The sequence below is a fragment of the Afipia sp. GW821-FHT04G03 genome (assembly GCF_059419985.1).
On the sequence record NZ_JBWKSV010000001.1, the window covers coordinates 573598 to 596278 of the forward strand.

A 22681-nucleotide genomic window follows, 5' to 3' on the forward strand; every position below is an offset into this window, starting at 1 on the left:
CCAACTCAGGCCGGCTTGCGAAACAACAGAGACGCATCGCCGTACGAATAAAACCGATAGCCGGTTGCGATGGCGTGAGCGTAGGCCCGCTGCATGGTCTCCAGTCCGCTGAAGGCCGAGACCAGCATGAACAGCGTCGAGCGCGGCAGATGGAAATTCGTCATGAGGATATCGACGGCTTTGAACCTGTAACCGGGGGTAATGAAAATAGCGGTTTCGCCCCCGAACGGCTGGATCGTGCCGTTGTCGGCAGCCGCACTTTCCAGCAGGCGCAAGGACGTCGTCCCGACAGCGACCACCCGGCCCCCTTTGACCCGTGCGGCGTTCAAAGCCTCGGCCGTTTCGGAGGAGACGGTGCCCCACTCCGCGTGCATCTTGTGAGCGGACGTATCGTCGGTCTTGACCGGAAGGAACGTGCCCGCGCCCACATGAAGCGTGACACGGTGCAAACCGATGCCACGTTCTTCTAGAGCGGCTTCGAGTGCCGGCGTGAAATGCAGTCCCGCGGTTGGCGCTGCGACCGCGCCTTCGCTGACAGCGAACATGGTCTGATAGTCGGCAGCGTCGCGTTCGTCCGGTGTCCGCCGCGAGGCGATATAGGGCGGCAGTGGCGGTGCGCCGACATCGGCGATGGCCTGATCCAGAATCGGGCCGTGGAACGAAAACGCCAGCGTGACTTCGCCGTTCTCGCCCTTGTGTTCGACCTGCGCGTCCAGATTTCCAAGCAGGCAGACGCGACCCTCGTTGCCGAAGCGCACGCCATCGCCTTCGGAGAGTTTCTTCGCCGGCTTCACCAGCGCCTGCCAGCGCGATCCGTCGATGCGCTTGATCAGCGTGGCCTCGATCTTCGGCTCCGTCTCGCGGCCAATCCGGCGGCCGGTCAACTGCGCGGGAATGACCTTGGTATCGTTGACCACAAGCTGATCACCCGCCTTGAGGTACTGCGGCAGATCGCGAACCGCGGCATCCGCGAGCGGCTGCTCCGGATGCACGACCAGCATACGTGCGGCATCGCGCGGGCTGACAGGCCGCAGCGCGATATTGTCTTCAGGCAGGTCGAAATCAAACAGATCAGTACGCATGATGCTCAAATGTCGATGGCCGGGACATGCCCGGCCATCCGTTCTCGAAGAGAGATTACAGCGCCGATCAGGCCGCGTCAGCAGCCATATGCGCCTTGACGATCTTGTCAGGATTCTGCACCGGCTCGCCGCGCTTGATCTTGTCGACGTTCTCCATGCCAGAGGTCACCTTGCCCCAGACCGTATACTGGCCGTTGAGGAACGCAGCGTCGTCAAAGCAAATGAAGAACTGGCTGTCGCCGGAATCCGGATTGGCAGCGCGCGCCATCGACGTCGTGCCGCGCACATGCGGCTCCTTGTTGAACTCGGCTTTCAGTTTCTTGCCCGAGCCGCCGGTGCCGGTGCCCTGCGGGCAGCCGGTCTGCGCCATGAAGCCTTCAATGACGCGATGAAACACGATGCCGTCATAAAATCCCTCGCGCACAAGTTCCTTGATGCGCGCAACATGGCCAGGCGCCAGGTCGGGTCGCATCTCGATGGTCACCGGGCCCTGCGTGGTTTCCAGAATCAGGGTGTTTTCATTGTCTGCCATGATATTTCCTTTGCGGATTGGGAAAGCCGCTTTGCCCCACACGGGCCGCGGATTGCCTGAGATTGAATTATTTGATGTCGGAGGCGACCTGCACCTTGACCATCTTGTCGGGATCCTGAACCGGCTCGCCGCGCTTGATCTTGTCCACGACGTCCATGCCGGACACGACTTCGCCGATCACGGTGTACTTGTTGTTCAGGAAGCTGCCGTCAGCGAACATGATGAAAAACTGCGAGTTGGCCGAGTTCGGCTCGCTCGAACGCGCCATGCCGACAACACCTCGCTTGAACGGAACGCTGGAGAATTCCGCCGGGAGGTTCGGATATTTCGATCCGCCGGTGCCGTTGAAGCGTTGGCCATCGCCGGTCTGGGCCATGAAGCCGTCGATCACGCGGTGGAACGGGACGTTGTTATAATAACCGTCGCGCGCCAGCTGCTTGAGACGTTCGGCGTGTTGCGGAGCAAGATCGGTGCGCAGCTTGACGATCACGCGACCCTTTGTGGTGTCGATGACAATGGCATTGGCCTTGTCGAGACCGGGCGGAAGCGCCTGAGAAAACGCTGGTGTTGCAAGGACGAATGCCGTGAGAACGGCGAGGATGCGGATCATGACGACTCCGGATTGCTGGGACGCTGATTAGCCGGCAAATCTTGTCTTCAGGCGAGCGGCGACCGCCTTTGGCACGAAGTGCGAAACGTCGCCGCCCATCCCTGCGATCTGACGCACCAGTGTGGCGGTGATCGGGCGGACGGTGGCGGACGCGGGAAGGAAAACGGTGTGGACCTCCGGCATAAGCGTCTGGTTCATGCCAGCAATCTGCATTTCGTAGTCGAGATCAGTGCCGTCGCGCAGACCGCGGATCAGGATCGTGGCCCCCGCCCGCTGCGCGGCCGTCACGGTCAAATCGTCGAAGGTCACGCAGTCGATCTCGCACCCGGCTTTGGCTGCGATGGGCGCGAAGACCTCGCGGACCATTTGCAGCCGCTCCTCGGCGGGGAACAGAGGGGCCTTTCCAGGGTGGATGCCGATCGCCACGATCAGCCGGTCGACCAGGCTGCACGCCTGTCGCACCACATCCAGATGGCCATTGGTAACGGGGTCGAATGACCCAGGGTAAAGCGCAATACGGGACATGCCCTCCTCCTAACCCGGCCCGGCGACCGCCGCAAGCAGCGACGGTTCCGGTGGATGCGGCGGTTTCCCGCGTTAAAAATTTTAGGATCCCGTGAACCTTTACCTGCGGCCGCGCGTCATCCCCGCAAGCGGTCGTCAAGGCCAGCATCGCAGGGGACGCGGACCATGTTAAAGGCACTCTCGGCAGTGACAATCGCGGCATTCATTGCAGCCGCCGTGACGATTTTCCCGAGTTTTGCACCTTCCGTTGAGGCAAGCGCACCGTATGCGCTTGCGAAGGCTGACCGATTGCCGATCGCTTTCGTCGGCAGCACCTGCGCCGGACAGAACTGGCCCAACATCGAGGCGTCCTGCTTGCGCCGCACAAACTCAAAAGCCGTGATCCAGCCCGTACGGCGGGTGACAACAGACCGCGGCTAGCGGTTCAACGACTCCCCGGCACAATCGGCTGGCGCTCGCAGTCCGTTTGAATAATTCAGCGCACGGCATGGCAATTTTCCGCTCCCGGTAGCAGACTGTAGCAGGCGTCCGTTTTGGATGCTTGCGAAGCGACGGGGGTAGCAAGTGACTGCCGTGCATGGCGCAGCCTCAGTCCGAAGCCCCGGACTTCCCATTACCGCAACGGTCGGAGCCCTTGGTGTCGTCTATGGCGATATCGGGACCAGCCCGCTTTATGCCTTGAAGGAGGCCGCCAAGGCAGCAAGCCATGGCGGCGCCCTCACCAACGAAGCCATTCTCGGCGTGGTTTCGCTGATCCTCTGGGCACTGATTCTCATTATTTCGTTCAAATACGCCATGCTGATCATGCGGGCGGACAATCGCGGCGAAGGCGGGATCGTAGCACTTCTGGCGCTTCTTCACGCTCGCGATGCTCAACCTGGAACGTGGCGCGCGAAATTGCTTATCGTCGGACTAATCGGCGCTGCGCTGTTGTATGGCGACGGCGCCATCACGCCTGCGATCTCGGTCCTCAGTGCCGTTGAAGGATTGAAGGTCGATGCACCTTCGCTGGCGCCTGCCGTCGTTCCCATCACTGTGGTCATCCTGATCGGTCTTTTCCTGATGCAGCGTAAGGGCACCGGCTTCATCGGCGGAATATTCGGGCCTTTTATGCTGGTCTGGTTCATCGTTCTTGCGCTGTTGGGAATACATGGCATCGCGAAAAATCCCGATGTTCTCGTGGCCCTCAGCCCGACCTACGCAGTGACGTTTCTCACCAGCCAGAATTTCCACATCTCGTTTGCGATCCTGGGCGCAGCGTTCCTCGCAGTAACTGGCGGCGAGGCCATGTATGCGGATATGGGGCATTTCGGCCGCACACCGATCCAACTCGCATGGTTTACGATTGCGCTGCCAGCCCTTGTGCTGAACTACTTCGGGCAAGCGGGGTTGCTCCTGACCGATCGCGGGGCTCTTGAAAACCCGTTCTTCCAACTGGCCCCCGATTGGGTACACTACCCGCTCGTTGCTTTTGCGACCGTCGCTGCGGTGATTGCATCGCAGGCTATCATCACAGGTGTCTTCTCCCTCACGCAGCAGGCCATCCAGTTGGGATTCCTGCCTCGGATGCATATCCAGCACACGGCGAGTGACGAAAAGGGCCAGATCTATGTCCCATTGATCAATTGGCTGCTGGCCGCCGCAACGCTGGGAGCCGTTATCGGCTTCGGCACATCAGATGCACTCGCCGGGGCCTACGGCATCGCCGTGTCGCTGCTGATGGCCATTACAACGCTGCTGGCAGCGCTGGTCGCCATTCAGTGGGGGTATTCGCCGATCATTGTCATCGCCGTCAATGGCTTCTTCTTTGTGATCGATTGCATTTTCTTCGCGGCAAACTCGGCCAAGCTGTTTGAAGGCGGCTGGTTTCCGTTGCTGATCGCAGCCGTCATCGCATTCCTGATGCTGACATGGCGTAGCGGCGTGAAGCTCGTCGAAGCCGCGCGAGGCGCGCTACGCCAGCCGGAAGAAGACCTGATCGAAACCGCGATCAGCAAATGCCATACGCGGCTTCCGGGCACGGCCGTGTTTCTCGCCTCCGCGGCGAATGGAGTGCCGCTCGCGCTGACGCAGTTCGTCAAACACAACCACGTCTTGCATCAACGTGTCGTTCTCGTGACTGTCCTGATTGCGGAGGCCCCGCGCATCCCTAACGAAGACAGGGCCGAGGTAATTGAGGTCATCGAGGGCATCACGCGGGTAATCCTCCACTTCGGTTTTATGCAGTACCCGGTCATCCTGGATGGACTGCAGCTTGCCTGCGAACAGGGCAAACTTCCGGGCATCGATCTCAGTGACATCACCTATTACATCGGCCGCGAGACGATCATTCCGAGTGAGAAAATCGCGGGCATGTGGGTGTGGCGTGAAACCGTGTTCGCATTTCTTCAGCGGAATGCGGAACGCACGGCGGCGTTCTTCGGCGTGCCCACTAAACAGGTCGTCGAATTCGGAACTGAAATCGAAATCTAGGTCACGATCCCGGCCCGATAGGCCGGGACAAGGTTCTAGCCGCCGTTGCCGTTTTCCGCTTCATCGTCGGTGATGTGCTCGACGGAGACGACATGTTCCTCCTCGGCCGTATCGAACACGATCACGCCTTGGGTCGACCGGCCCGCAACGCGGATGTCCTCGACCGGGCAGCGAATAAGCTGCCCTGCGTCTGTCACCAGCATGATCTGGTCGCTGTCCTCGACCGGGAATGACGCCACCAGCTTGCCGTTGCGGTTGTTGACGGACATCGCGACGATGCCCTTTCCGCCGCGGCCGGTGGTGCGGTACTCGAACGACGAGCTGCGCTTGCCGTAGCCGTTCTCGCTGATCGTGAGCACGAACTGCTCGGAAGCCGACATCTCGACATAGCGCTGCTCACCCAGTTCGATCGCGCCCGTCGCCTCTTCCTGATCGGTGCCCGCCTCTTCCTCGACGCCACCACGCCGCACGGCGTTGGCACGGCGCAGATAAGCCGCGCGCTCGTCTGCATTGACATCCATATGTCGCAGGATCGTCAGCGAGATCAGCTTGTCGCCCTCGCCAAGCGCGATGCCGCGCACGCCCATCGAGGTGCGGCCCTGGAACACGCGCACATCGGTGACCGGGAACCGAATGCACTGCCCGCCCGCGGCAGTCAGCAGCACGTCATCATTCTCCGTGGCGATCTGCACATCGACGATGGCTTCACCTTCGTCGAGCTTCATGGCGATAATGCCCGAACGGCGTACATCGACGAAATCGGACAGCTTGTTACGCCGGACGTTGCCGCCGGTGGTGGCGAACATCACGTCAAGATTGGCCCACGACGACTCGTCCTCGGGCAGCGGCATAATGGTGGTGATGCGCTCGCCCTGCTCAAGCGGCAGGATATTGATGAGCGCCTTGCCGCGCGAATTCGGCGCAGCCATCGGCAGACGCCAGACCTTTTCCTTGTAGACCTGACCGCGTGACGAGAAGAAGAGCACCGGCGTATGGGTCGAAGCCACGAACAGGCGGCTGACGAAATCCTCGTCACGCGTCTGCATTCCCGACCGGCCCTTGCCGCCACGCTTCTGCGCACGATAAGTTGACAGCGGCACGCGCTTGACGTAGCCCGCGTGAGAGACGGTCACGACCATGTCCTCACGCTGGATCAGATCTTCGTCCTCGACCTCGCCTTCCTGATCGATAATGACGGTGCGGCGAGGTGTGGCGAATTCGGCCTTCACGGCGCCGAGTTCGTCCTTGATGATCGACTGAATCCGCGCACGCGAGCGCAGGATGTCGAGGTAATCCGCGATTTCCAGCGCGAGCTTGTCGAGTTCTTCGGAAATTTCCTCGCGGCCGAGCGCCGTCAGGCGCTGCAATCGCAGATCGAGGATCGCCTTGGCCTGCTCCAGCGAAAGCCTTGCGGTCCCGTCCTCGGCTAGGCGGTGGCGTGGATCGTCGATCAACGTGATCATCGTCGCTACGTCCTTGGCCGGCCACTCACGCGACATCAGGGTCTCGCGCGCGGTGTTCGGATCGGGAGATGTGCGAATGACGCGAATGACTTCGTCAATGTTCGCCACGGCGATGGCAAGGCCCACCAAAATATGAGCGCGATCGCGCGCCTTGTTGAGCAGGAATTTGGTACGCCGCGAAACCACGCTTTCACGGAACGCAATGAAGACCGTCAGCAGGTCTTTCAGGTTCATCACCAGCGGACGACCACCATCGAGCGCAACCATGTTGCAGCCGAAATTGGTTTGCAGCGGCGTGAATTTGTAAAGCTGATTCAGCACGACCTCAGGGACGGCATCACGCTTCAACTCGACGACCACGCGATACCCGTCGCGATCGGATTCGTCGCGCAGATCCGAAATGCCTTCGATCTTCTTCTCACGCACCAGTTCGGCGATGCGCTCGACCATGCTCGCCTTGTTCACCTGATAGGGAATTTCGGAGACGACGATCGCTTCGCGATCCTTGCGGATGGTCTCGATATTCACCTTGCCGCGCATCACGACAGAACCGCGGCCGAGATGGTACGCCGCGCGAATGCCCTGGCGGCCCAATATGATGCCGCCGGTCGGGAAATCTGGTCCGGGAACGATGTTGATAAGGTCGTCGATGCCGAGCGCCGGATCGTTGATCAGCGCAACACAGGCGTCGATCACCTCGCCGAGATTGTGCGGCGGGATGTTGGTCGCCATGCCGACCGCAATGCCGCCCGCTCCGTTGACCAGCAGGTTCGGAAATTTCGCCGGCAGAACCTTCGGCTCGCGTTCCGAACTGTCGTAGTTCGGCTGGTAATCGACAGTGTCCTTGTCGATGTCATCGAGCAGCGAATGCGCGACCTTCTCAAGGCGCGACTCGGTGTAACGCATCGCGGCGGCCATATCGCCGTCGACCGAACCGAAATTGCCTTGCCCGTCGATGAGCGGCACACGCATGGAAAAGTCCTGCGCCATGCGCACCATCGCGTCGTAGACCGACTGATCGCCGTGCGGGTGATATTTACCGATCACGTCGCCGACGGTGCGGGCCGACTTGCGATACGGCTTGTTCCACTCGAAGCCGTTCTCATACATCGCGTAGAGAATGCGCCGATGCACCGGCTTCAAACCATCGCGCGCATCCGGCAGCGCACGCGCCACGATCACGCTCATCGCGTAATCGAGGTAGGAGCGCTTCATCTCATCCGTGATCGAAACGGGACGGATATCGGTCGTCTCGGGGGGGCCGGACGGCGGATCTTCTTGGTCGGCCAACGTGCGAATCCTAGGTGCTAAATACTATTGTTATATAGGCGAAATCACTCGCCAAAGCCAACCGCTTTCGGACTCGAAAACAGAGCAAAAAATATTGTATTCTCAATAGCTTATTGTCCGCTCAAGAATCGATTTCGATTGCGTGTTTTCAGGGCGGAAAAGTAGGCCTCCGCGCAAGCGCTATGGGCCAAATGCGACCGCGTGCATGATGCGGCCGGGCACGAACGTGAACAATCCCGCGATCACCAGTCCGCCCGTGAAAATCGAAATCATCGTGATGCGATGCCCCCTCACGCGATGCCTGTGCGCGTACCAGACACCGAGCGGAAGCATGATCAGGCTGAAGATTGACAGCAGATGGATGGGGCTCCATGGCCCGCCCAGTTTAATCTGACGGCCATGTATCCAGAACGAGCTGACTGCAACAGTCACCATCAGCCCAACCCAGATCCAGCCCAATGTCCGGTGTGGCAGCGTGCCCTTCGTGGATGCAAACTGAATAATGCCGAGCCCAATCGCAGCTACCGCAGCGAAAGCGTGCAACTGGATGACCATGGGCGCATCGAGCAGCGGCGCCAGGCTCATCGACTGTCTCCGGGCAAAGTAACGCAGACTTGAAAATGAAATTCAACAGAAGGCGTCGTGCAGCCCTGCTGTCCTAACTTAAGAGGCATCGAAAACTGAGGACCGGTAAATCTCACCGGTCCTCGCGTTATCCAATCAAAGACGAACCGACTTAGAACGGAATATCGTCGTTCATGTCATCGTTGCGGCCGCCGCCGGCCGCCACGCGACGAGGCGGTGCCGAACGTGAAGGACCGGACGATCCGAAGTCGCCGCCGCCCTCTTCAGCTCCGAACGAACCGCCGCCGCCGCTCTTGCCGTCCAGCATCGTCAGCGTTGAATTGAAGTTCTGCAGAACGACTTCGGTCGAATAGCGATCCTTGCCGTCCTTGTCCTGCCACTTGCGCGTCTGCAACTGGCCTTCAAGATAAACCTTGGCACCCTTCTTCAGATACTGCTCGGCGATCTTGCAGAGACCTTCGCTGAAGATGACGACGCGATGCCACTCAGTCTTCTCTTTGCGCTCGCCGGTATTCTTGTCGCGCCACGTGTCCGACGTCGCGACGCTGAGATTCGCGATTGGACGGCCGTCCTGCGTTCGCTTGATTTCAGGGTCGGCGCCGAGATTTCCAACCAGAATGACTTTATTGACGCTTCCCGCCATTGCCGTTCTCCACTTTCGCGCACGCATACGGTGCGCCCGAATCTGCGAGGATTTATGTTCGCGGGACGGCGATCCCAATAAAGGGATGTGCCCGCTTCAAGGACGACCCTATACGCTCCCGCCCCTGCAACGATGCCGCCTCCACGGTTATCCACACACGGAAGCAATCTTTATTGCAGACACAATATGTACTCTTTTTGTTCCGGCGCAAGCGGAACTCAAAAGGGAACCCTTTGATAGACAAAAGAATGTTGGTCAGCGGTTCCTGAAAAGTGACGAAAACGTGATCGAATCATGGAACTCTCAGGACGAATAACCCAACTGATTCCTTGTCTTAGGCTGGCTGCACTTCGCTTTCGAGTGTTGCATTTCGGAGACGGCTTTTTCAGCAGGACCGAGTATATTCCGACCACGAAATCGAGAATCCCACTGCGTACGCGCCTTGGATAACTGCTTCGATAAATCGAAGCGGATTTAAAACTGGAGAAGATGAGATGAAGAAGTTCTTGCTCGGCACCGTGGCCTTCATTGCCCTCGGTACTGCATCGGCGGTCGCTGCTGACCTGCCAGCTCGCACCTACACCAAGGCACCCGTTTACGCCGCGCCTGTTTACAACTGGTCGGGCATCTACGTCGGTGCGCACATCGGCGCCGCCTTCGGTGGCGACGACGCCTTCGCGACCAGCATCGTTGGCCTCACCGGCTCGAGCCGCGACGCTGCGTTCCTCGGCGGCGGTCAGATCGGTGCTGACTACCAGTTCGCTCCGAACTGGCTGATCGGTATCGAAGGCCAGATCAGCGCGCTGTCGAACAACGACCGCACGTTCTCGAACGGTGCCAACACCCTGCGCGATCGTTCGGATTGGCTCGCTTCGGTCACCGGCCGCCTCGGCTACACCTGGGGTCCGGGCCTGATCTACGCCAAGGGCGGTGTTGCATTCCGTGACGACAACGGCCTTGCTGCAACCGCTGGCTTCCTGCCGGGCGTGACCAACCGCGAATCGACCGGCTACACCGTCGGTGGTGGTCTGGAATACATGTTCGCCCCCGCTTGGTCGGCGAAGATCGAATACCAGTACTACAACTTCGCAGACACCACGTTCGTGTCGGCTGGCGTCGCTCCTGGCACGCTCACCTACAAGGACGACCTCCACACTGTGAAGGTTGGCGTGAACTATCACTTCAACTGGGGTGGCCCGGTCGTCGCGAAGTACTGATCTTCGCAGACCTGACTAACTCTGCCTGAATTTTTCAGGACGACAGAAGGCCGGCTCTCTGAGCCGGCCTTTTTGTTTGGCTGTTCGGGGCATTTGGCGCCCGATTTTCCGCCGACACAGCAAATCGTTGATGACTTGCGAACAGGACTGGAAATCCCACCCCGTTCTTCCTATGTTCCGGACACAGAAATCTGACGACAACAGGCAACCGGCAAGCGCCGCCTCGCGTTTCCGGAGACAACGTCGCTTTTGCGCACAACGGGCTATCGGAACTCCCAATGGACGAAGTCATCAAGGCGGCTCGCAAATCGACTGCTGGATCGAGCATGCGGGCCATTACGATTCGCGGCGCGCGCGAACACAATCTGAAGAACGTCGATCTTGAAATTCCGCGCGACAAGCTCGTGGTTTTCACTGGCCTGTCCGGCTCCGGAAAATCCTCCCTCGCCTTCGATACGATCTACGCCGAGGGCCAGCGCCGCTACGTTGAATCGCTGTCGGCATATGCCCGCCAGTTTCTGGAAATGATGCAGAAACCTGACGTCGATCAGATCGACGGTCTATCGCCGGCTATTTCCATCGAGCAGAAGACAACATCCAAGAATCCTCGCTCCACGGTCGGAACTGTCACCGAAATATACGACTACATGCGCCTGCTGTGGGCACGTGTCGGCATTCCCTATTCGCCGGCAACAGGACTTCCCATCGAAAGCCAGATCGTCTCCCAGATGGTCGACCGGGTTCTGGCTCTGCCGGAAGGCACGCGCCTTTATCTGCTGGCGCCGGTCGTGCGTGGCCGCAAGGGCGAGTACAGGAAAGAACTGGCGGAATATCTCAAGAAAGGGTTCCAGCGGGTCAAGATCGACGGGACGTTTTACGAGTTGGCCGAAGCGCCGACGCTGGACAAAAAATTCCCTCATGACATCGATGTGGTGGTCGACCGCATCGTCGTGCGCCCGGACATGGCGCAGCGGCTCGCCGAATCGTTCGAAACCGCGTTGAAGCTCGCCGAGGGCCTCGCGGTCGTTGAGTTTGCGGACGCGCCTGGCGGAAGCACACCAGTCCCCGACAAAAAGGCGGACAAGAAAACCGCGAAAATTCACGACAAAAGCGGCCCGGAGCGGATCCTGTTCTCCGAGAAATTCGCGTGTCCCGTGTCCGGCTTCACGATTCCAGAGATCGAACCGCGGCTGTTCTCATTCAACAACCCTTACGGCGCCTGCCCGAAATGTGGCGGCCTCGGGGTCGAACAGCATATCGATGCCGAACTGGTGATTCCCGACAAGGACGCAACGCTACGCAAGGGCGCGATTGCGCCGTGGGCGAAGTCGTCATCACCTTATTATATCCAGACGCTGACGGCGCTCGGCAAGTTCTACAAATTCACGCTCGACACCAAGTGGAAGGATTTGCCTAAGAAAACGCAAAACGCGATCCTCTTTGGCTCCGGTGACGACGAGATCAAGTTCTCTTATGAGGACGGCGTGCGCTCTTACGACACCAAGAAGCCGTTCGAGGGTGTTGTCACCAACATCGAGCGCCGCTTTCGTGAGACGGAAAGCGAGTGGGCGCGCGAGGAACTCGGCAAGTATTTCAGCGATGTTCCCTGCGAGGCCTGTCACGGCCATCGGCTGAAGCCGGAAGCGCTGTGCGTCAAGATCGGCGGCAAGCACATCGGCGAGATTTCGGAACTCTCCGTGCTGCGTGCCGGGGAATGGTTCGAGACCGTTCCGAAACAACTGAACAAGCAACAGAACGAGATCGCCGCGCGGATTTTGAAGGAGATTCGCGAACGGTTGTCGTTCCTGCTCGACGTCGGCCTGAATTATCTGACGCTGGCACGCGCGTCCGGAACACTCTCTGGCGGCGAAAGCCAGCGTATCCGCCTGGCATCGCAGATCGGTTCCGGTCTGACCGGCGTGTTGTATGTGCTTGACGAGCCCTCCATCGGCTTGCACCAGCGCGACAACGCACGTCTCCTCGATACGCTGCGGCGGCTGCGCGACCTCGGCAACACGGTCATCGTGGTTGAGCACGATGAAGACGCCATCGAGACCGCCGACTACGTCGTGGACGTTGGTCCCGGCGCCGGCGTGCATGGCGGCAACATCGTCGCCCAAGGCACGCCGCAGCAGGTGATGGACAATCCGAAGTCGATCACCGGAAAATATCTCACCGGAGAGATGTTCGTTCCTATCCCGGAGCGGCGGCCGCCCAATCATCGCCGTACCATCAAGGTGATCAACGCGCGCGGCAACAACCTCAAGAACGTGTCGGCAGAGATTCCGCTTGGACTATTCACCTGCGTCACCGGCGTATCCGGCGGCGGAAAATCCACGCTGCTGATCGATACGCTCTACAAGGCGATCGCGCGCAAGCTCAACAATGCGTCGGAAGGCCCTGCCCCGCACGATCGCATCGAAGGGCTTGAGCATATCGACAAGATCATCGACATCGATCAATCGCCGATCGGGCGCACGCCGCGCTCCAATCCCGCGACCTATACCGGCGCGTTCACACCGATCCGCGAATGGTTCGCCGGCCTGCCGGAATCCAAGGCGCGCGGTTACGAGCCCGGGCGCTTCTCATTCAACGTGAAGGGCGGTCGCTGCGAGGCGTGCCAGGGCGACGGCCTGATCAAGATCGAGATGCATTTCCTGCCGGACGTGTACGTGACTTGCGATACTTGCAAAGGCAAGCGCTACAACCGCGAAACGTTGGACGTGCTGTTCAAGAGCAAATCCATCGCCGACGTGCTCGACATGACGGTCGATGAAGCTGCCGATTTCTTCAAGGCCGTGCCGCGCGTGCGGGAAACGTTCAAGACGTTGCAGCGCGTCGGCCTGGGCTACATCCATGTCGGTCAGCAGGCGACAACGCTGTCAGGCGGCGAAGCCCAGCGCGTCAAGCTCGCCAAGGAACTCAGCAAGCGCGCGACCGGCCGCACGCTCTATATTCTCGACGAGCCGACCACGGGCCTGCATTTCCATGACGTCGCCAAGTTGCTTGAGGTGCTTCACGAACTCGTCGCACAAGGCAACACTGTGGTCGTGATCGAGCATAACCTCGAGGTCATCAAGACGGCCGATTGGGTAATCGATCTTGGACCCGAAGGCGGCGACGGCGGCGGCGAAATCGTCGCATGGGGTCCGCCGGAAGACATCGTCAAGGCGCCCCGCAGCTATACCGGAAAGTTCCTGGCACCGGTCCTCAAAAAGGGCCGCGCCGGAAAAATCCGTGATGCGGAGGAAGCGGCGGAGTGAGACGGCCGGTGTGAGACGGCAAATGCACTAACGAATGACCGCGAAAGCGGTCATCTCACGCCCGTGCCCTTGCATCGCTGGCAGGTCACAACCTTATCGCCTTTCTTCAACAAGCCCTTGCCTTCGCAATTCTTGCACTTCTGCTTCTTCTTGATGTTGGGGCCTTTTTCATTCGCCATCAGACTGTCCAGGTTTCGAAATGCGTCATGCGCGACGGCGATCATAGCACGTATGATTCACAAGGCGCCGTTATTCGGAGATCATGCGGCATAGTGATGCCGCAGCGATGATGGAGACCTGCCGGCTCGATCAAGAGCCGGCAAGTCACCAGTTCATCTGGCGCGAACATTTTCCGCGCGCCTCAAGGCCTCATTGCCCGTGGCGGGCAAGATCTTGGTCCGTCAAATCCCAATCCTGCCAAAGCTTCAAGGCCGCCAGCAGGATTACGAAGCCACCAAGGCCGGTGTGCCAGAATCTGAGCACGCCGTCGCTCGCATAGCCGAGGACGTAAGGCGAGACGACGAGCCACAGGCCGAGCACCATCTCACCCGCCTCTTCCCAACGCCGGAGCGCAATATACTCCATCTGGGCAAGGCCAAATACGAGGACACCGGCCAGGACCGCATTTAGAATTGCTAATCCCGGCTCCGACTGCTGGCCAAGTCCATGGTTCGCTTCGCCAGTGATCCATGGCGAGAGGACGATCAGCAGGCCCATCGCCATGCCGAACCAATCTTCCCATGTCCGATGAGTTTCGAAAAACCGAGTGCCAGACATTGTAAAACCTCCTTGTAAGAGGCATACGCCGGCGGCCCGTGGGCCTCACATTCCGACTTAATACGACCATTTGGGCCGCATCGGAGTATGTCTGCAATTGACGTATGAATCCCGCAGGTCTTTACAAGACCCGCCAGGGCGATTTTGTTGCTCCCTAGGATCGAGAAAGCAGACAATGACCGAGACAGTCCAGAACAACCCGGCCCAGAAGCGCTACGAACTGAATGTCGAAGGCCATATAGCCGCGACATACTACGAAGTCGCAGATGGCGTCATTACGTTCATCCACACCAAGGTACCGAAAGAACTCGAAGGCAAGGGCGTCGGATCGAAACTCATCAAGGGAGCGCTCGATCAGGTGCGCGCAGCGGGGTTAAAGATCGTGCCCCGGTGCCCGTTCGTGAAAGCTTACATAGAAAAACACACCGAGTACGCTGATCTGCTGAAATAACGACGAGACGCTCATCCATGAATCAGACTGTCCGCAACAATACCGCTCTCGGCCGTTACGAGCTCGACGTTGATGGCGCAATCGCGTTCGCCAACTACCGCCTTATCCCGGGTAAGGTGATCATTACCCATACCGAGACGCCCCACGCGCTGCGCGGACGCGGCATCGCATCGAAACTGGTGCAAGGTGCGTTGGAGCAGATACGCGGCGAGAATTTGAAAGTCGTGGCTGGTTGCGGATTCGTCGTCGACTATCTCAACAAGCATCCGGAGTTTTCCGATCTCGCAGCTTAACGAAAAGAGCCCGCTATTTAGCGGGCTCTTCTTATCAATTGCCGCTGTCAGACGATCTTGATCGACATATCCGGCAAGCCTGCCAGCTTGCAAAGCACAACATCGCCCTTCACGACAGGGCCCACATTTTCCGGCGTGCCGGAATAGATGATGTCGCCTGCTTTCAACTCACAAGCTTCCGACAGTTTCGAGATTTGTTCCGCCACGCTCCAGATCATGTTGCTGAGGTCGGAGCTCTGTTTCACCGTACCATTCACTGCGAGTGAGATGGCTCCCTTGGTAAAATGGCCGGTCTTGGTCACCGGGTGGATCGGGCCGAGCACAGCAGAATGGTCGAAGCTCTTGCCGATCTCCCACGGCTTCTTCTGGTCACCCATTGCGCGTTGCAGATCGCGGCGGGTCATATCGAGACCGAGCGCATACCCGTAGACGCAATCGAGCGCCTTCTCCGGCGAGATGTTGGCGCCTCCTGATTTCAGCGCGGCCACCAGTTCGACTTCATAGTGATAGTTCTTGGTGAGCGGCGGATAAGGATGATCGCCAACAGCGCCTATCGCGACGTTTTGAATAGCGTCGGTCGGTTTCTGGAAGAAAAACGGAGGCTCCCGCGTCGGGTCGGATCCCATCTCCCGCGAGTGCGCCGCGTAATTGCGGCCGATACAGTAGATGCGGCGGACAGGAAACACCTCCTTCACGCCGACAATGGGTATCGTCGTCTGCGCCACTGGAAATATTGCCTTCGCGCCGACTTGCGCCTGCGCGGCGTCGCCGAGCGTGACAGTGCCGGCCAGAGCGGCGGCACCTCCGGCGAGAATGTTCCTGCGATTGAGTTCGGTCATGTCTATTCCCTGTTCTGCGGACTTTGCGCGGGTTTTGGTAATCTCGAACCTACCGCACCCTCCCGAGATGCGGCTTGATCGCGCCGTGTTACGGCCTCGTGACATCCACGAAGACGGCGCTGGCATTTTGTATTCCGGTACCAGCGATTTGGATAGGGAGTTCGCAGAAAGCTTTTGCGTGCGGTGCAACGAAAAAGACCCGCCAATGGCGGGCCTTTCAAGAATTCAAGCGTGAGCGGTTTAGTGCTTGAGATCATCCGGCAACTTGCCGCCATTGGCTGCAAGCTTGGTCATCACCTGCTTGTGCAACCAGATGTTCATCTTGGCAGAATCGTTGGTGTCGCCGTCGTACTTCAATTCCTTCGCGAGTTCCTTGCGGGCGCCCAGGCTCGAATCAATATCGAGAGCCTTCATCAGGTCCACAATCGAAGTACGCCATTCGAGCTTCTCGCCCTTGGCAGCAACGGCTTTGTCGAGGATCGGCGCGACATCAACCATCGGCACGCCCGCGCCTCCAGCAGCAGAACCAGCACCGCCGGCGGGCTCAGCAGCTTCGGCCTTGGTGCCGAAAATCGCGCCCATGATCTTTCCAAAAATGCTCATTATAAAACTCCCGATAACCCGTCGTTGGTGGATCTTGATTGACGCCTCTTCCCCGCTACCCCGGCTGCGCCTCACCGGTCACAAAAGAGTGTAGACGCCCGGTCACGACTTGCCAATGCAGGAGATGACCTCACTCCGTAGCGATTTGAGTCAATTGCGCCAAAAAGGTGCCACAATGTACAGAAGCGGACGAATCCGCTTTACCTGTTGAGTTGGCTCTCCCCGAAATTTTGCTGCGTTTGCTTCGTCGTTGCCGGCAAGCAATCGTGATGCTTTCGCAGATGTTCTTTTTAGCGTTCGTGATAACCTCGAGGCTCGCACGGTGCACCTTACGAGCAATCACAGCGTCATAAACGCTGTGTGATTAGGAGATAGCCACCATGAGCAACCCAGCGTCCACACACATCAATACGCTTCCGCTCGCGTCCGATCCTGCGAGATACACCGTTCGAACAATCTATCTAGCAGACCTAAAAGACGCGCTCCGTCTGGGATGGGAGGACTTCAAAGCCGTCCCCACTCACGCCGTGCTGCTGGCGCTGATTTATCCGGTGCTCGGAATTGTGCTGGCGCGGACCGTCCTCGGTTATTCGATCCTGCCACTGCTGTTTCCGCTCGCCGCCGGTTTCGCGCTGCTGGGACCGTTCGCGGCTCTCGGATTTTACGATCTCAGCAGACGGCGCGAACAGGGACAGGTGCCAACTGCGTCCCATGCGTTGAGCGTGCTGCGATCGCCATCCATCGGCGCCATGCTAGTTTTCGGCGCGCTCCTTCTTGTCCTGTTCCTGGTATGGCTCGCGGCCGCGCAATCGATCTACAGCGCGACGTTCGGTTATGCGCCAGCTTCAAGCTTCCCCGACTTCTTTCATCGCGTTCTTACAACGTCCGAAGGCCAGAAACTGATCGTGGTCGGCTGCGGCGTCGGCTTCCTGTTCGCACTCGTAGCACTTTGCATCAGCGTCGTTTCGTTTCCACTGATGCTTGATCGTCACGCCAGTGCAATGGATGCGATGCTCACCTCGGTTCGGGCGGTGGTGCAAAATCCGATTCCGATGGCCGCATGGGGCTTGATCGTCGCTGCATTGCTGGTTGCTGGAACAGTGCCCTTCTTCCTCGGATTGACAGTCGTCATCCCAGTGCTCGGTCATGCCACCTGGCACCTCTACCGCAGGGTGATCGAACCTGTGACGATGCCATATGAACCGCCGCCACAACAGAAGACGCGGCGCTATGCGGCGGATTTCCCCGTCAACCTGTTTTCGTGGGGCCGCAAGGATCGATAAAGTTTTCGTTGAGGAGCGTCACGGGCCGAGCCTGAAGGCTCAGCCCGTACCTCGTTATATATGTGTGTGCCGCTCAATGCTTATGCGCTGGCTCGCCTGTTGCGCCGATCGCGTTGACGTCAAAACTCACGTCAAGCTTGCCTGCTTTCTCGAACGTCAATGTCGCTTTCAGTTTATCGCCCTGTTTCAGCGATTGCTTGATGTTCATGAACATCATGTGAAAGCCACCCGGTTTCAGTTCGACGGTCTCCCCGGGCTTGATGATCAATCCGTCCGGCAGCGGCCGCATCTTCATCACCCCGTCGGTCATCGACATCTGGTGGATCTCTACACGGTCCGCACCGGCTGAAACCGCGCTCACGAGGCGATCGGCGGACTTGCCGTTGTTGGTAATCTTGAGATAACCGCCCGCAATCTTGGCGCCGCCCGGTGTGGCGCGGGTCCACGGCGTGGCTACAACCAGATCGCCTGCCTTGAGCATATCGCTGCCCGCGGAAGACGGCGCCGCGCCCGTGCCCTGCATGTTGCCGTGATCCGCATGTCCCCACGCGCCAGACGTGTTATCGGTCGCGATCCGCAACATGGGTGCGGGAGATTTTAGATCGTGCGGGTTCTGTCCTGCCGGTGCGATCTGGTCCCAGCGGACTTCACCCTTTGCGCACTGCTGAAATGTTGGAAAATAGATCGCCTGCCCTGGGGGAAAATCGGTGATGAAGCTCGTGAAGACGAACTCGTCGTAGTTGTCGTCCGACAGAGAGCCTCCCGACCAGACCACCTCCTTCGGCCCTTCGGTCACAACCTTGCCGTGGCTCGTGTAGGACTTGGCGTAAGTGCCGCGCGTGATGTTGAGCGTCCAGCCGGCCTTGGGCATCGGCTTCACACCGATCACGCCTTCCGGAATTTGAATGCGGATTGTTTTCGTGTCGGTGCCGTCGCAGCCGTGCGGCACCTGGAACACCGCCCTGTAATAAGTGCCGGCACGTGCCTCACCGGTCGCGAGCGTGACATGTGCGAACGCGGATGACTGGGAAGCGATGACGCCCAAAGCGGTGAATCCAGCGCTGGCAAGCAGCCACTGAGGGCTGCGGAAGTTGATGATCATGTTGTCCTCGAATGATGCTGAGAGAGAATTCCGGATAAGGTCTCAGGTCAGCGTCGGAGGAGCTCGCGCCAGAAAAGCCTGTGCTCCGGATCGTTCCAGCAGCGGCGCCTCGGCCGGCATGAATATCTGGCCAAAAACTGCAGGATCAGAGAGCGACAGGACCGGCTCAGGCGGCGTTGCGCCTGTGTGACCGGCTGTACAGGCCGCTAGACAGTCCTGATGCTGGGCCGGCTTGTTAGGCGGCTCGGTACCGCCGACGTTATTGCTCGCGGATGCGGCGGAGCAGATGGCTCCGATTGCGCCGGTCCCCCCTCCCGCGAGAGCCTGCGCCCCGCTCCACGCCAGAATCAGGGCTTGAAACGCCAGCGCTTGTGAGAGCGCCAGAGACAGCAGCAGTCTGCGAGTAGAGTGTCGATTTCGCATCCAGCGGCTATGCCACGCCGCCGTTGGAACGTCTACGATTCGAAGATCTGGAACAGCCGGAACTGGGAGGCGCGTGTCCGCATCACCAAATAAATGAATTATTGTTCGATTTTACGCTCGCATGGAACGATATGTGCAAATCGCTTGGCCTTGCCTGACGCGATGTGCCATAAAAGCATAGCTAAAACCACAACCCTTACTGAGTTACCGGTCAACTTGGCCATTCATGATCAAGCTGAGTTTATGGCAAGCACATGAAATTCATGTCTAAAATCAGCCTATTTCCGACGCCGCAGTAAAACTTCGCTGCCTGCTTTAGTCAAATCCTAGCTGAAAGATTAATCACTTCTTACGCAAGCCATGCGCTGATGGTTTAGCTGCGTCGCAGCATTCGCAGTGTTGCATCGCAGAATCTGCCCCTATATTCAGTTCCAACGATGACGCTACTCCAAGAGCTGAATCGCGAATACGAAGGAGACTAAACCATGCTGCTCTCATTTATCCGCGCTATCCAGGCGTTCCGCGACTATCAGCGCAATGTTGCTGAGCTGTCCCAGTTGAGCGATCGGGAACTGGCCGATATCGGGCTTGACCGCTCCGACATCCAGCGGGTTGCAGCGGGCGCCTACAACGGCTAACCGCCGCAAACTGCATCACGAACGGATTACGCCCGCCCTGCGCGGGCGTTGTCGTGTCTGGGGCTCGCAACACGACAAACGGCTCATCACGACTGACGGACCCATATCGACGTTGCGTCATGACCTGACCGGCTCTAGTTGTGAGCCATGACAACACAATCAAAAGAACAAGCAAACACCATCCACGTCGTCGGCGGCGGACTGGCCGGTTCGGAAGCCGCGTGGCAGATCGCCAACGCCGGCATCGATGTCGTGCTGCATGAGATGCGCCCCATCCGGACGACCGACGCGCACCGCACCGACAGCCTCGCCGAACTGGTTTGTTCCAACTCGTTCCGTTCCGACGACGCCGCAAACAATGCCGTCGGCCTGCTGCACGCGGAGCTTCGCAAGCTCAACTCCCTCATCATGCGCAGCGCCGACGCCAATCAGGTGCCCGCCGGCGGCGCGCTCGCGGTGGATCGGGACGGCTTTTCCGCAGCCGTCAGCGCCGCGCTCGAAGCGCATCCGCGGATCGACATTCGCCGCGAGGAAATCGCAGGACTGCCGCCGGACGAATGGCGCAACGTCATCGTCGCGACCGGCCCGCTGACCTCGCCCGCGCTGGCCGATGCGATCCGCAGCCTGTCCGGCGAAGATGCCCTTGCCTTCTTCGACGCCATCGCCCCGATCGTGCATCGTGACTCCATCAACATGGACATCGCGTGGTTTCAGTCGCGCTACGACAAGGTCGGTCCCGGCGGCACCGGCGCCGATTACATCAATTGCCCGATGACGCGCGAACAATACGATGCCTTCGTCGGCGCGTTGATCGCAGGCGAAAAGACCGACTTCAAGGAATGGGAATCCAACACGCCCTACTTCGACGGCTGCCTGCCGATCGAAATCATGGCCGCACGCGGACATGAAACGCTCCGCCACGGACCGATGAAGCCGGTCGGCCTGACCAATCCGCGCGATCCCACGGTGAAGGCCTACGCCATCGTGCAGCTGCGCCAGGACAACAAGCTCGGCACGCTCTACAACATGGTCGGCTTCCAGACCAAGCTGAAGCACGGCGCGCAGACGCAGGTATTCCGCACCATTCCGGGTCTTGAAGGCGCGGAGTTCGCGCGGCTCGGCGGGCTGCATCGCAACACCTTCCTGAATTCTCCGCAACTTCTCGATCCCCAGTTGCGCCTGAAAGCGCAGCCGCGATTGCGCTTCGCAGGCCAGATGACCGGATGCGAAGGTTACGTGGAATCCGCAGGCGTCGGCCTGCTCGCCGGTCTGTTCGCCGCGGCCGACGCAACGCGCAACAAGATCGCACCGCCGCCTCCGACGACCGCGCTCGGTGCGCTGCTCGGACACATCACCGGCGGGCATATCGAGACCATCGACGCGGGTCCCCGCTCGTTCCAGCCGATGAACATTAACTTCGGATTGTTTCCGCCGCTGGCGTCGCCGCCGACAAAGAAGCCGGACGGCACGCGGCTGCGCGGCAATGAGAAGACGGTTGCGAAGAAGCAGGCGATGAGCGCGCGGGCGCTGGCGGACCTCGATCGCTGGATTGCGGAGACGCTGCGGGTGTCCGACGCGGCATAGTTTTCGGCAACTCTCGCAGTGAAAAGTCGCGCCGTTTTCAAAAGGAAAATTGGTGACGAACTTCGCCGCAAAAGGCGAAGTGGCGGCCGGATGGCGGCGCGCAATCGGATTCGGATTCAGCGCTCGCATTGCGCCGAAAACGACTTGACACGTAAAGTCCGAATAACAATTCGGACCTTGAACAGCATCGCGACACTGCTACGCAGCGGCGCGTTGCCTGTCTCAAATCGGTGGACACCCGGCAAGCGTTTAGCGCGCGGCGAATCCCGCAACAGTGGACACCACCTGACCATCCTGACCGGCGAAGCCGTGATGAGCAAACGCTTCACACGGATCACCGGTGCTCTGGCCCCCATCAAGCCAGGCTACGCGCGCCTTGCCCTGAGACCACGCAACAAACGGAGCCACGCCTGCGGGCAACGTCTTCGCGCAACCGTCCTGCCGGTGATGCACGATCAGGGTCGGCGGCAGCGCAGCAGGCGAGCCGAGCATGCTCATGACGTTGTCCGAACCTCCTGAGGCATTGCTGAGAAAGCCCGAGGTCAGCACCAGCCGGTCGGGCCGCGCGCCCGCCGCGATCGCCTGTCCCGCGCGTTGCGTGCCCCGGCTTGTGCCGACCAGCGTGACCTTTCCAAAGCTGTGCATGTATTGAACGGCTGCGGCCACATCGACGCAGCAATCAGGAACCAGCACGGCGAAACCGCGCGCGGCATACGCGGCGCGCGTGCGCACCAGCTGATTGCCTGTGCGGGCGATCGTGCCATTGGGACCGACGCCGATGTTGCCGCTGCCTCCGGCCAGCAGAATGATTCCACCTCTCGGATGCGCGGGTTTCAACAGGGCCGCGGACACGCCGCCGACCGAGACCGTGCTCTGGTCGACAGCCGCCGCCTGAACGGCGGAGTTGTTGAGGATGGAAACGGCGAGCAACAAGCAGCCTGCAAGACTTGAAATACGCATTGCTGAAAACCTCCCGGTGATGCCCAAAAGACTCGACCTTGTAATT

At 59.5% G+C, this 22681-nt stretch carries 22 protein-coding genes; 8 read left to right on the forward strand and 14 right to left on the reverse strand.

Features of this window, described 5'->3' with window-relative positions; all coding sequences use genetic code 11:
- Positions 1-5: 5 nt before the first annotated feature.
- The 5 genes from queA to AC07UB_RS02865 form a co-directional block, all read right to left on the reverse strand.
- A complete protein-coding gene (gene queA / locus AC07UB_RS02845; protein WP_492789134.1) occupies positions 6-1082 on the reverse strand; it encodes a tRNA preQ1(34) S-adenosylmethionine ribosyltransferase-isomerase QueA in 1077 nt (358 codons plus the stop codon).
- 67 nt (positions 1083-1149) lie between these two features.
- A complete protein-coding gene (locus AC07UB_RS02850; protein WP_492789133.1) occupies positions 1150-1614 on the reverse strand; it encodes a peptidylprolyl isomerase in 465 nt (154 codons plus the stop codon).
- Between the two features lie 67 nt (positions 1615-1681).
- Positions 1682-2224: a peptidylprolyl isomerase gene (locus AC07UB_RS02855; protein WP_492789132.1), complete on the reverse strand. Its 543-nt coding sequence runs from the start codon at positions 2222-2224 to the stop codon at positions 1682-1684.
- A 27-nt stretch (positions 2225-2251) separates the two neighbouring features.
- Complete coding sequence (gene coaD / locus AC07UB_RS02860; RefSeq protein WP_492789131.1) at positions 2252-2749, reverse strand: pantetheine-phosphate adenylyltransferase; 498 nt, start codon at positions 2747-2749, stop codon at positions 2252-2254.
- Between the two features lie 116 nt (positions 2750-2865).
- Positions 2866-3090 carry a hypothetical protein gene (locus AC07UB_RS02865; protein ID WP_492789130.1) on the reverse strand — a complete coding sequence of 75 codons (225 nt, stop codon included), beginning with the start codon at positions 3088-3090 and terminating at the stop codon, positions 2866-2868.
- A gap of 223 nt (positions 3091-3313) precedes the next feature.
- Here AC07UB_RS02865 and AC07UB_RS02870 point away from each other — a divergent pair, with 223 nt between their 5' ends.
- Positions 3314-5221, forward strand: a complete 1908-nt coding sequence (locus AC07UB_RS02870; protein WP_492789129.1) for a potassium transporter Kup — start codon at positions 3314-3316, stop codon at positions 5219-5221.
- A 35-nt stretch (positions 5222-5256) separates the two neighbouring features.
- On the opposite strand, the gene gyrA is transcribed toward AC07UB_RS02870, so the two are convergent.
- The 3 genes from gyrA to AC07UB_RS02885 all read right to left on the reverse strand — a co-directional run bounded on the left by gyrA (position 5257) and on the right by AC07UB_RS02885 (position 9202).
- Positions 5257-7974: a DNA gyrase subunit A gene (gyrA, locus tag AC07UB_RS02875; RefSeq protein WP_492789128.1), complete on the reverse strand. Its 2718-nt coding sequence runs from the start codon at positions 7972-7974 to the stop codon at positions 5257-5259.
- Between the two features lie 180 nt (positions 7975-8154).
- A complete protein-coding gene (locus AC07UB_RS02880; protein WP_492789127.1) occupies positions 8155-8559 on the reverse strand; it encodes a DUF2306 domain-containing protein in 405 nt (134 codons plus the stop codon).
- A 151-nt stretch (positions 8560-8710) separates the two neighbouring features.
- Positions 8711-9202, reverse strand: coding sequence for a single-stranded DNA-binding protein (locus AC07UB_RS02885; RefSeq protein WP_492789126.1), 492 nt, complete (start codon positions 9200-9202; stop codon positions 8711-8713).
- Between the two features lie 494 nt (positions 9203-9696).
- Here AC07UB_RS02885 and AC07UB_RS02890 point away from each other — a divergent pair, with 494 nt between their 5' ends.
- Positions 9697-10419 (forward strand): outer membrane protein, encoded by a 723-nt coding sequence (locus AC07UB_RS02890; protein WP_492789125.1) that lies wholly within the window; start codon positions 9697-9699, stop codon positions 10417-10419.
- Positions 10420-10697: 278 nt separating this feature from the next.
- A complete protein-coding gene (gene uvrA, locus AC07UB_RS02895; protein WP_492789124.1) occupies positions 10698-13682 on the forward strand; it encodes an excinuclease ABC subunit UvrA in 2985 nt (994 codons plus the stop codon).
- A 50-nt stretch (positions 13683-13732) separates the two neighbouring features.
- Here the strand turns inward: uvrA and AC07UB_RS02900 are convergent, their stop codons facing one another.
- A complete protein-coding gene (locus AC07UB_RS02900; protein ID WP_006020649.1) occupies positions 13733-13861 on the reverse strand; it encodes a hypothetical protein in 129 nt (42 codons plus the stop codon).
- Between the two features lie 190 nt (positions 13862-14051).
- Positions 14052-14459 (reverse strand): SPW repeat protein, encoded by a 408-nt coding sequence (locus AC07UB_RS02905; protein WP_492789123.1) that lies wholly within the window; start codon positions 14457-14459, stop codon positions 14052-14054.
- Between the two features lie 175 nt (positions 14460-14634).
- Here AC07UB_RS02905 and AC07UB_RS02910 point away from each other — a divergent pair, with 175 nt between their 5' ends.
- Positions 14635-14910 carry a GNAT family N-acetyltransferase gene (locus AC07UB_RS02910; RefSeq protein WP_492789122.1) on the forward strand — a complete coding sequence of 92 codons (276 nt, stop codon included), beginning with the start codon at positions 14635-14637 and terminating at the stop codon, positions 14908-14910.
- A 17-nt stretch (positions 14911-14927) separates the two neighbouring features.
- Entirely contained in the window at positions 14928-15203 is a 276-nt protein-coding gene (locus AC07UB_RS02915) for a GNAT family N-acetyltransferase (RefSeq protein WP_492789121.1), read from the forward strand.
- Positions 15204-15250: 47 nt separating this feature from the next.
- Here AC07UB_RS02915 and AC07UB_RS02920 read toward each other — a convergent pair whose 3' ends face one another.
- Both AC07UB_RS02920 and AC07UB_RS02925 read right to left on the reverse strand, forming a co-directional pair.
- Complete coding sequence (locus AC07UB_RS02920; RefSeq protein ID WP_492789120.1) at positions 15251-16042, reverse strand: fumarylacetoacetate hydrolase family protein; 792 nt, start codon at positions 16040-16042, stop codon at positions 15251-15253.
- A gap of 240 nt (positions 16043-16282) precedes the next feature.
- Positions 16283-16645 carry a DUF3597 domain-containing protein gene (locus AC07UB_RS02925; RefSeq protein ID WP_492789119.1) on the reverse strand — a complete coding sequence of 121 codons (363 nt, stop codon included), beginning with the start codon at positions 16643-16645 and terminating at the stop codon, positions 16283-16285.
- Positions 16646-17025: 380 nt separating this feature from the next.
- On the opposite strand from AC07UB_RS02925, the gene AC07UB_RS02930 reads away from it, so the two are divergent.
- Positions 17026-17928, forward strand: a complete 903-nt coding sequence (locus AC07UB_RS02930) for a DUF2189 domain-containing protein (protein ID WP_492789118.1) — start codon at positions 17026-17028, stop codon at positions 17926-17928.
- 73 nt (positions 17929-18001) lie between these two features.
- On the opposite strand, the gene AC07UB_RS02935 is transcribed toward AC07UB_RS02930, so the two are convergent.
- Positions 18002-19030: a DUF1775 domain-containing protein gene (locus AC07UB_RS02935; RefSeq protein ID WP_492789117.1), complete on the reverse strand. Its 1029-nt coding sequence runs from the start codon at positions 19028-19030 to the stop codon at positions 18002-18004.
- A 908-nt stretch (positions 19031-19938) separates the two neighbouring features.
- Between AC07UB_RS02935 and AC07UB_RS02940 the strand changes: the two genes are divergently transcribed.
- Both AC07UB_RS02940 and trmFO read left to right on the forward strand, forming a co-directional pair.
- The gene (locus AC07UB_RS02940) at positions 19939-20091 is read left to right on the forward strand and encodes a DUF1127 domain-containing protein (RefSeq protein ID WP_002711692.1); all 153 of its coding nucleotides are present in this window, start codon (positions 19939-19941) and stop codon (positions 20089-20091) included.
- Positions 20092-20238: 147 nt separating this feature from the next.
- A complete protein-coding gene (gene trmFO / locus AC07UB_RS02945; protein ID WP_494652226.1) occupies positions 20239-21675 on the forward strand; it encodes a methylenetetrahydrofolate--tRNA-(uracil(54)-C(5))-methyltransferase (FADH(2)-oxidizing) TrmFO in 1437 nt (478 codons plus the stop codon).
- Positions 21676-21924: 249 nt separating this feature from the next.
- Here the strand turns inward: trmFO and AC07UB_RS02950 are convergent, their stop codons facing one another.
- Entirely contained in the window at positions 21925-22635 is a 711-nt protein-coding gene (locus tag AC07UB_RS02950; RefSeq protein ID WP_492789115.1) for an alpha/beta hydrolase, read from the reverse strand.
- Positions 22636-22681: the final 46 nt, after the last annotated feature.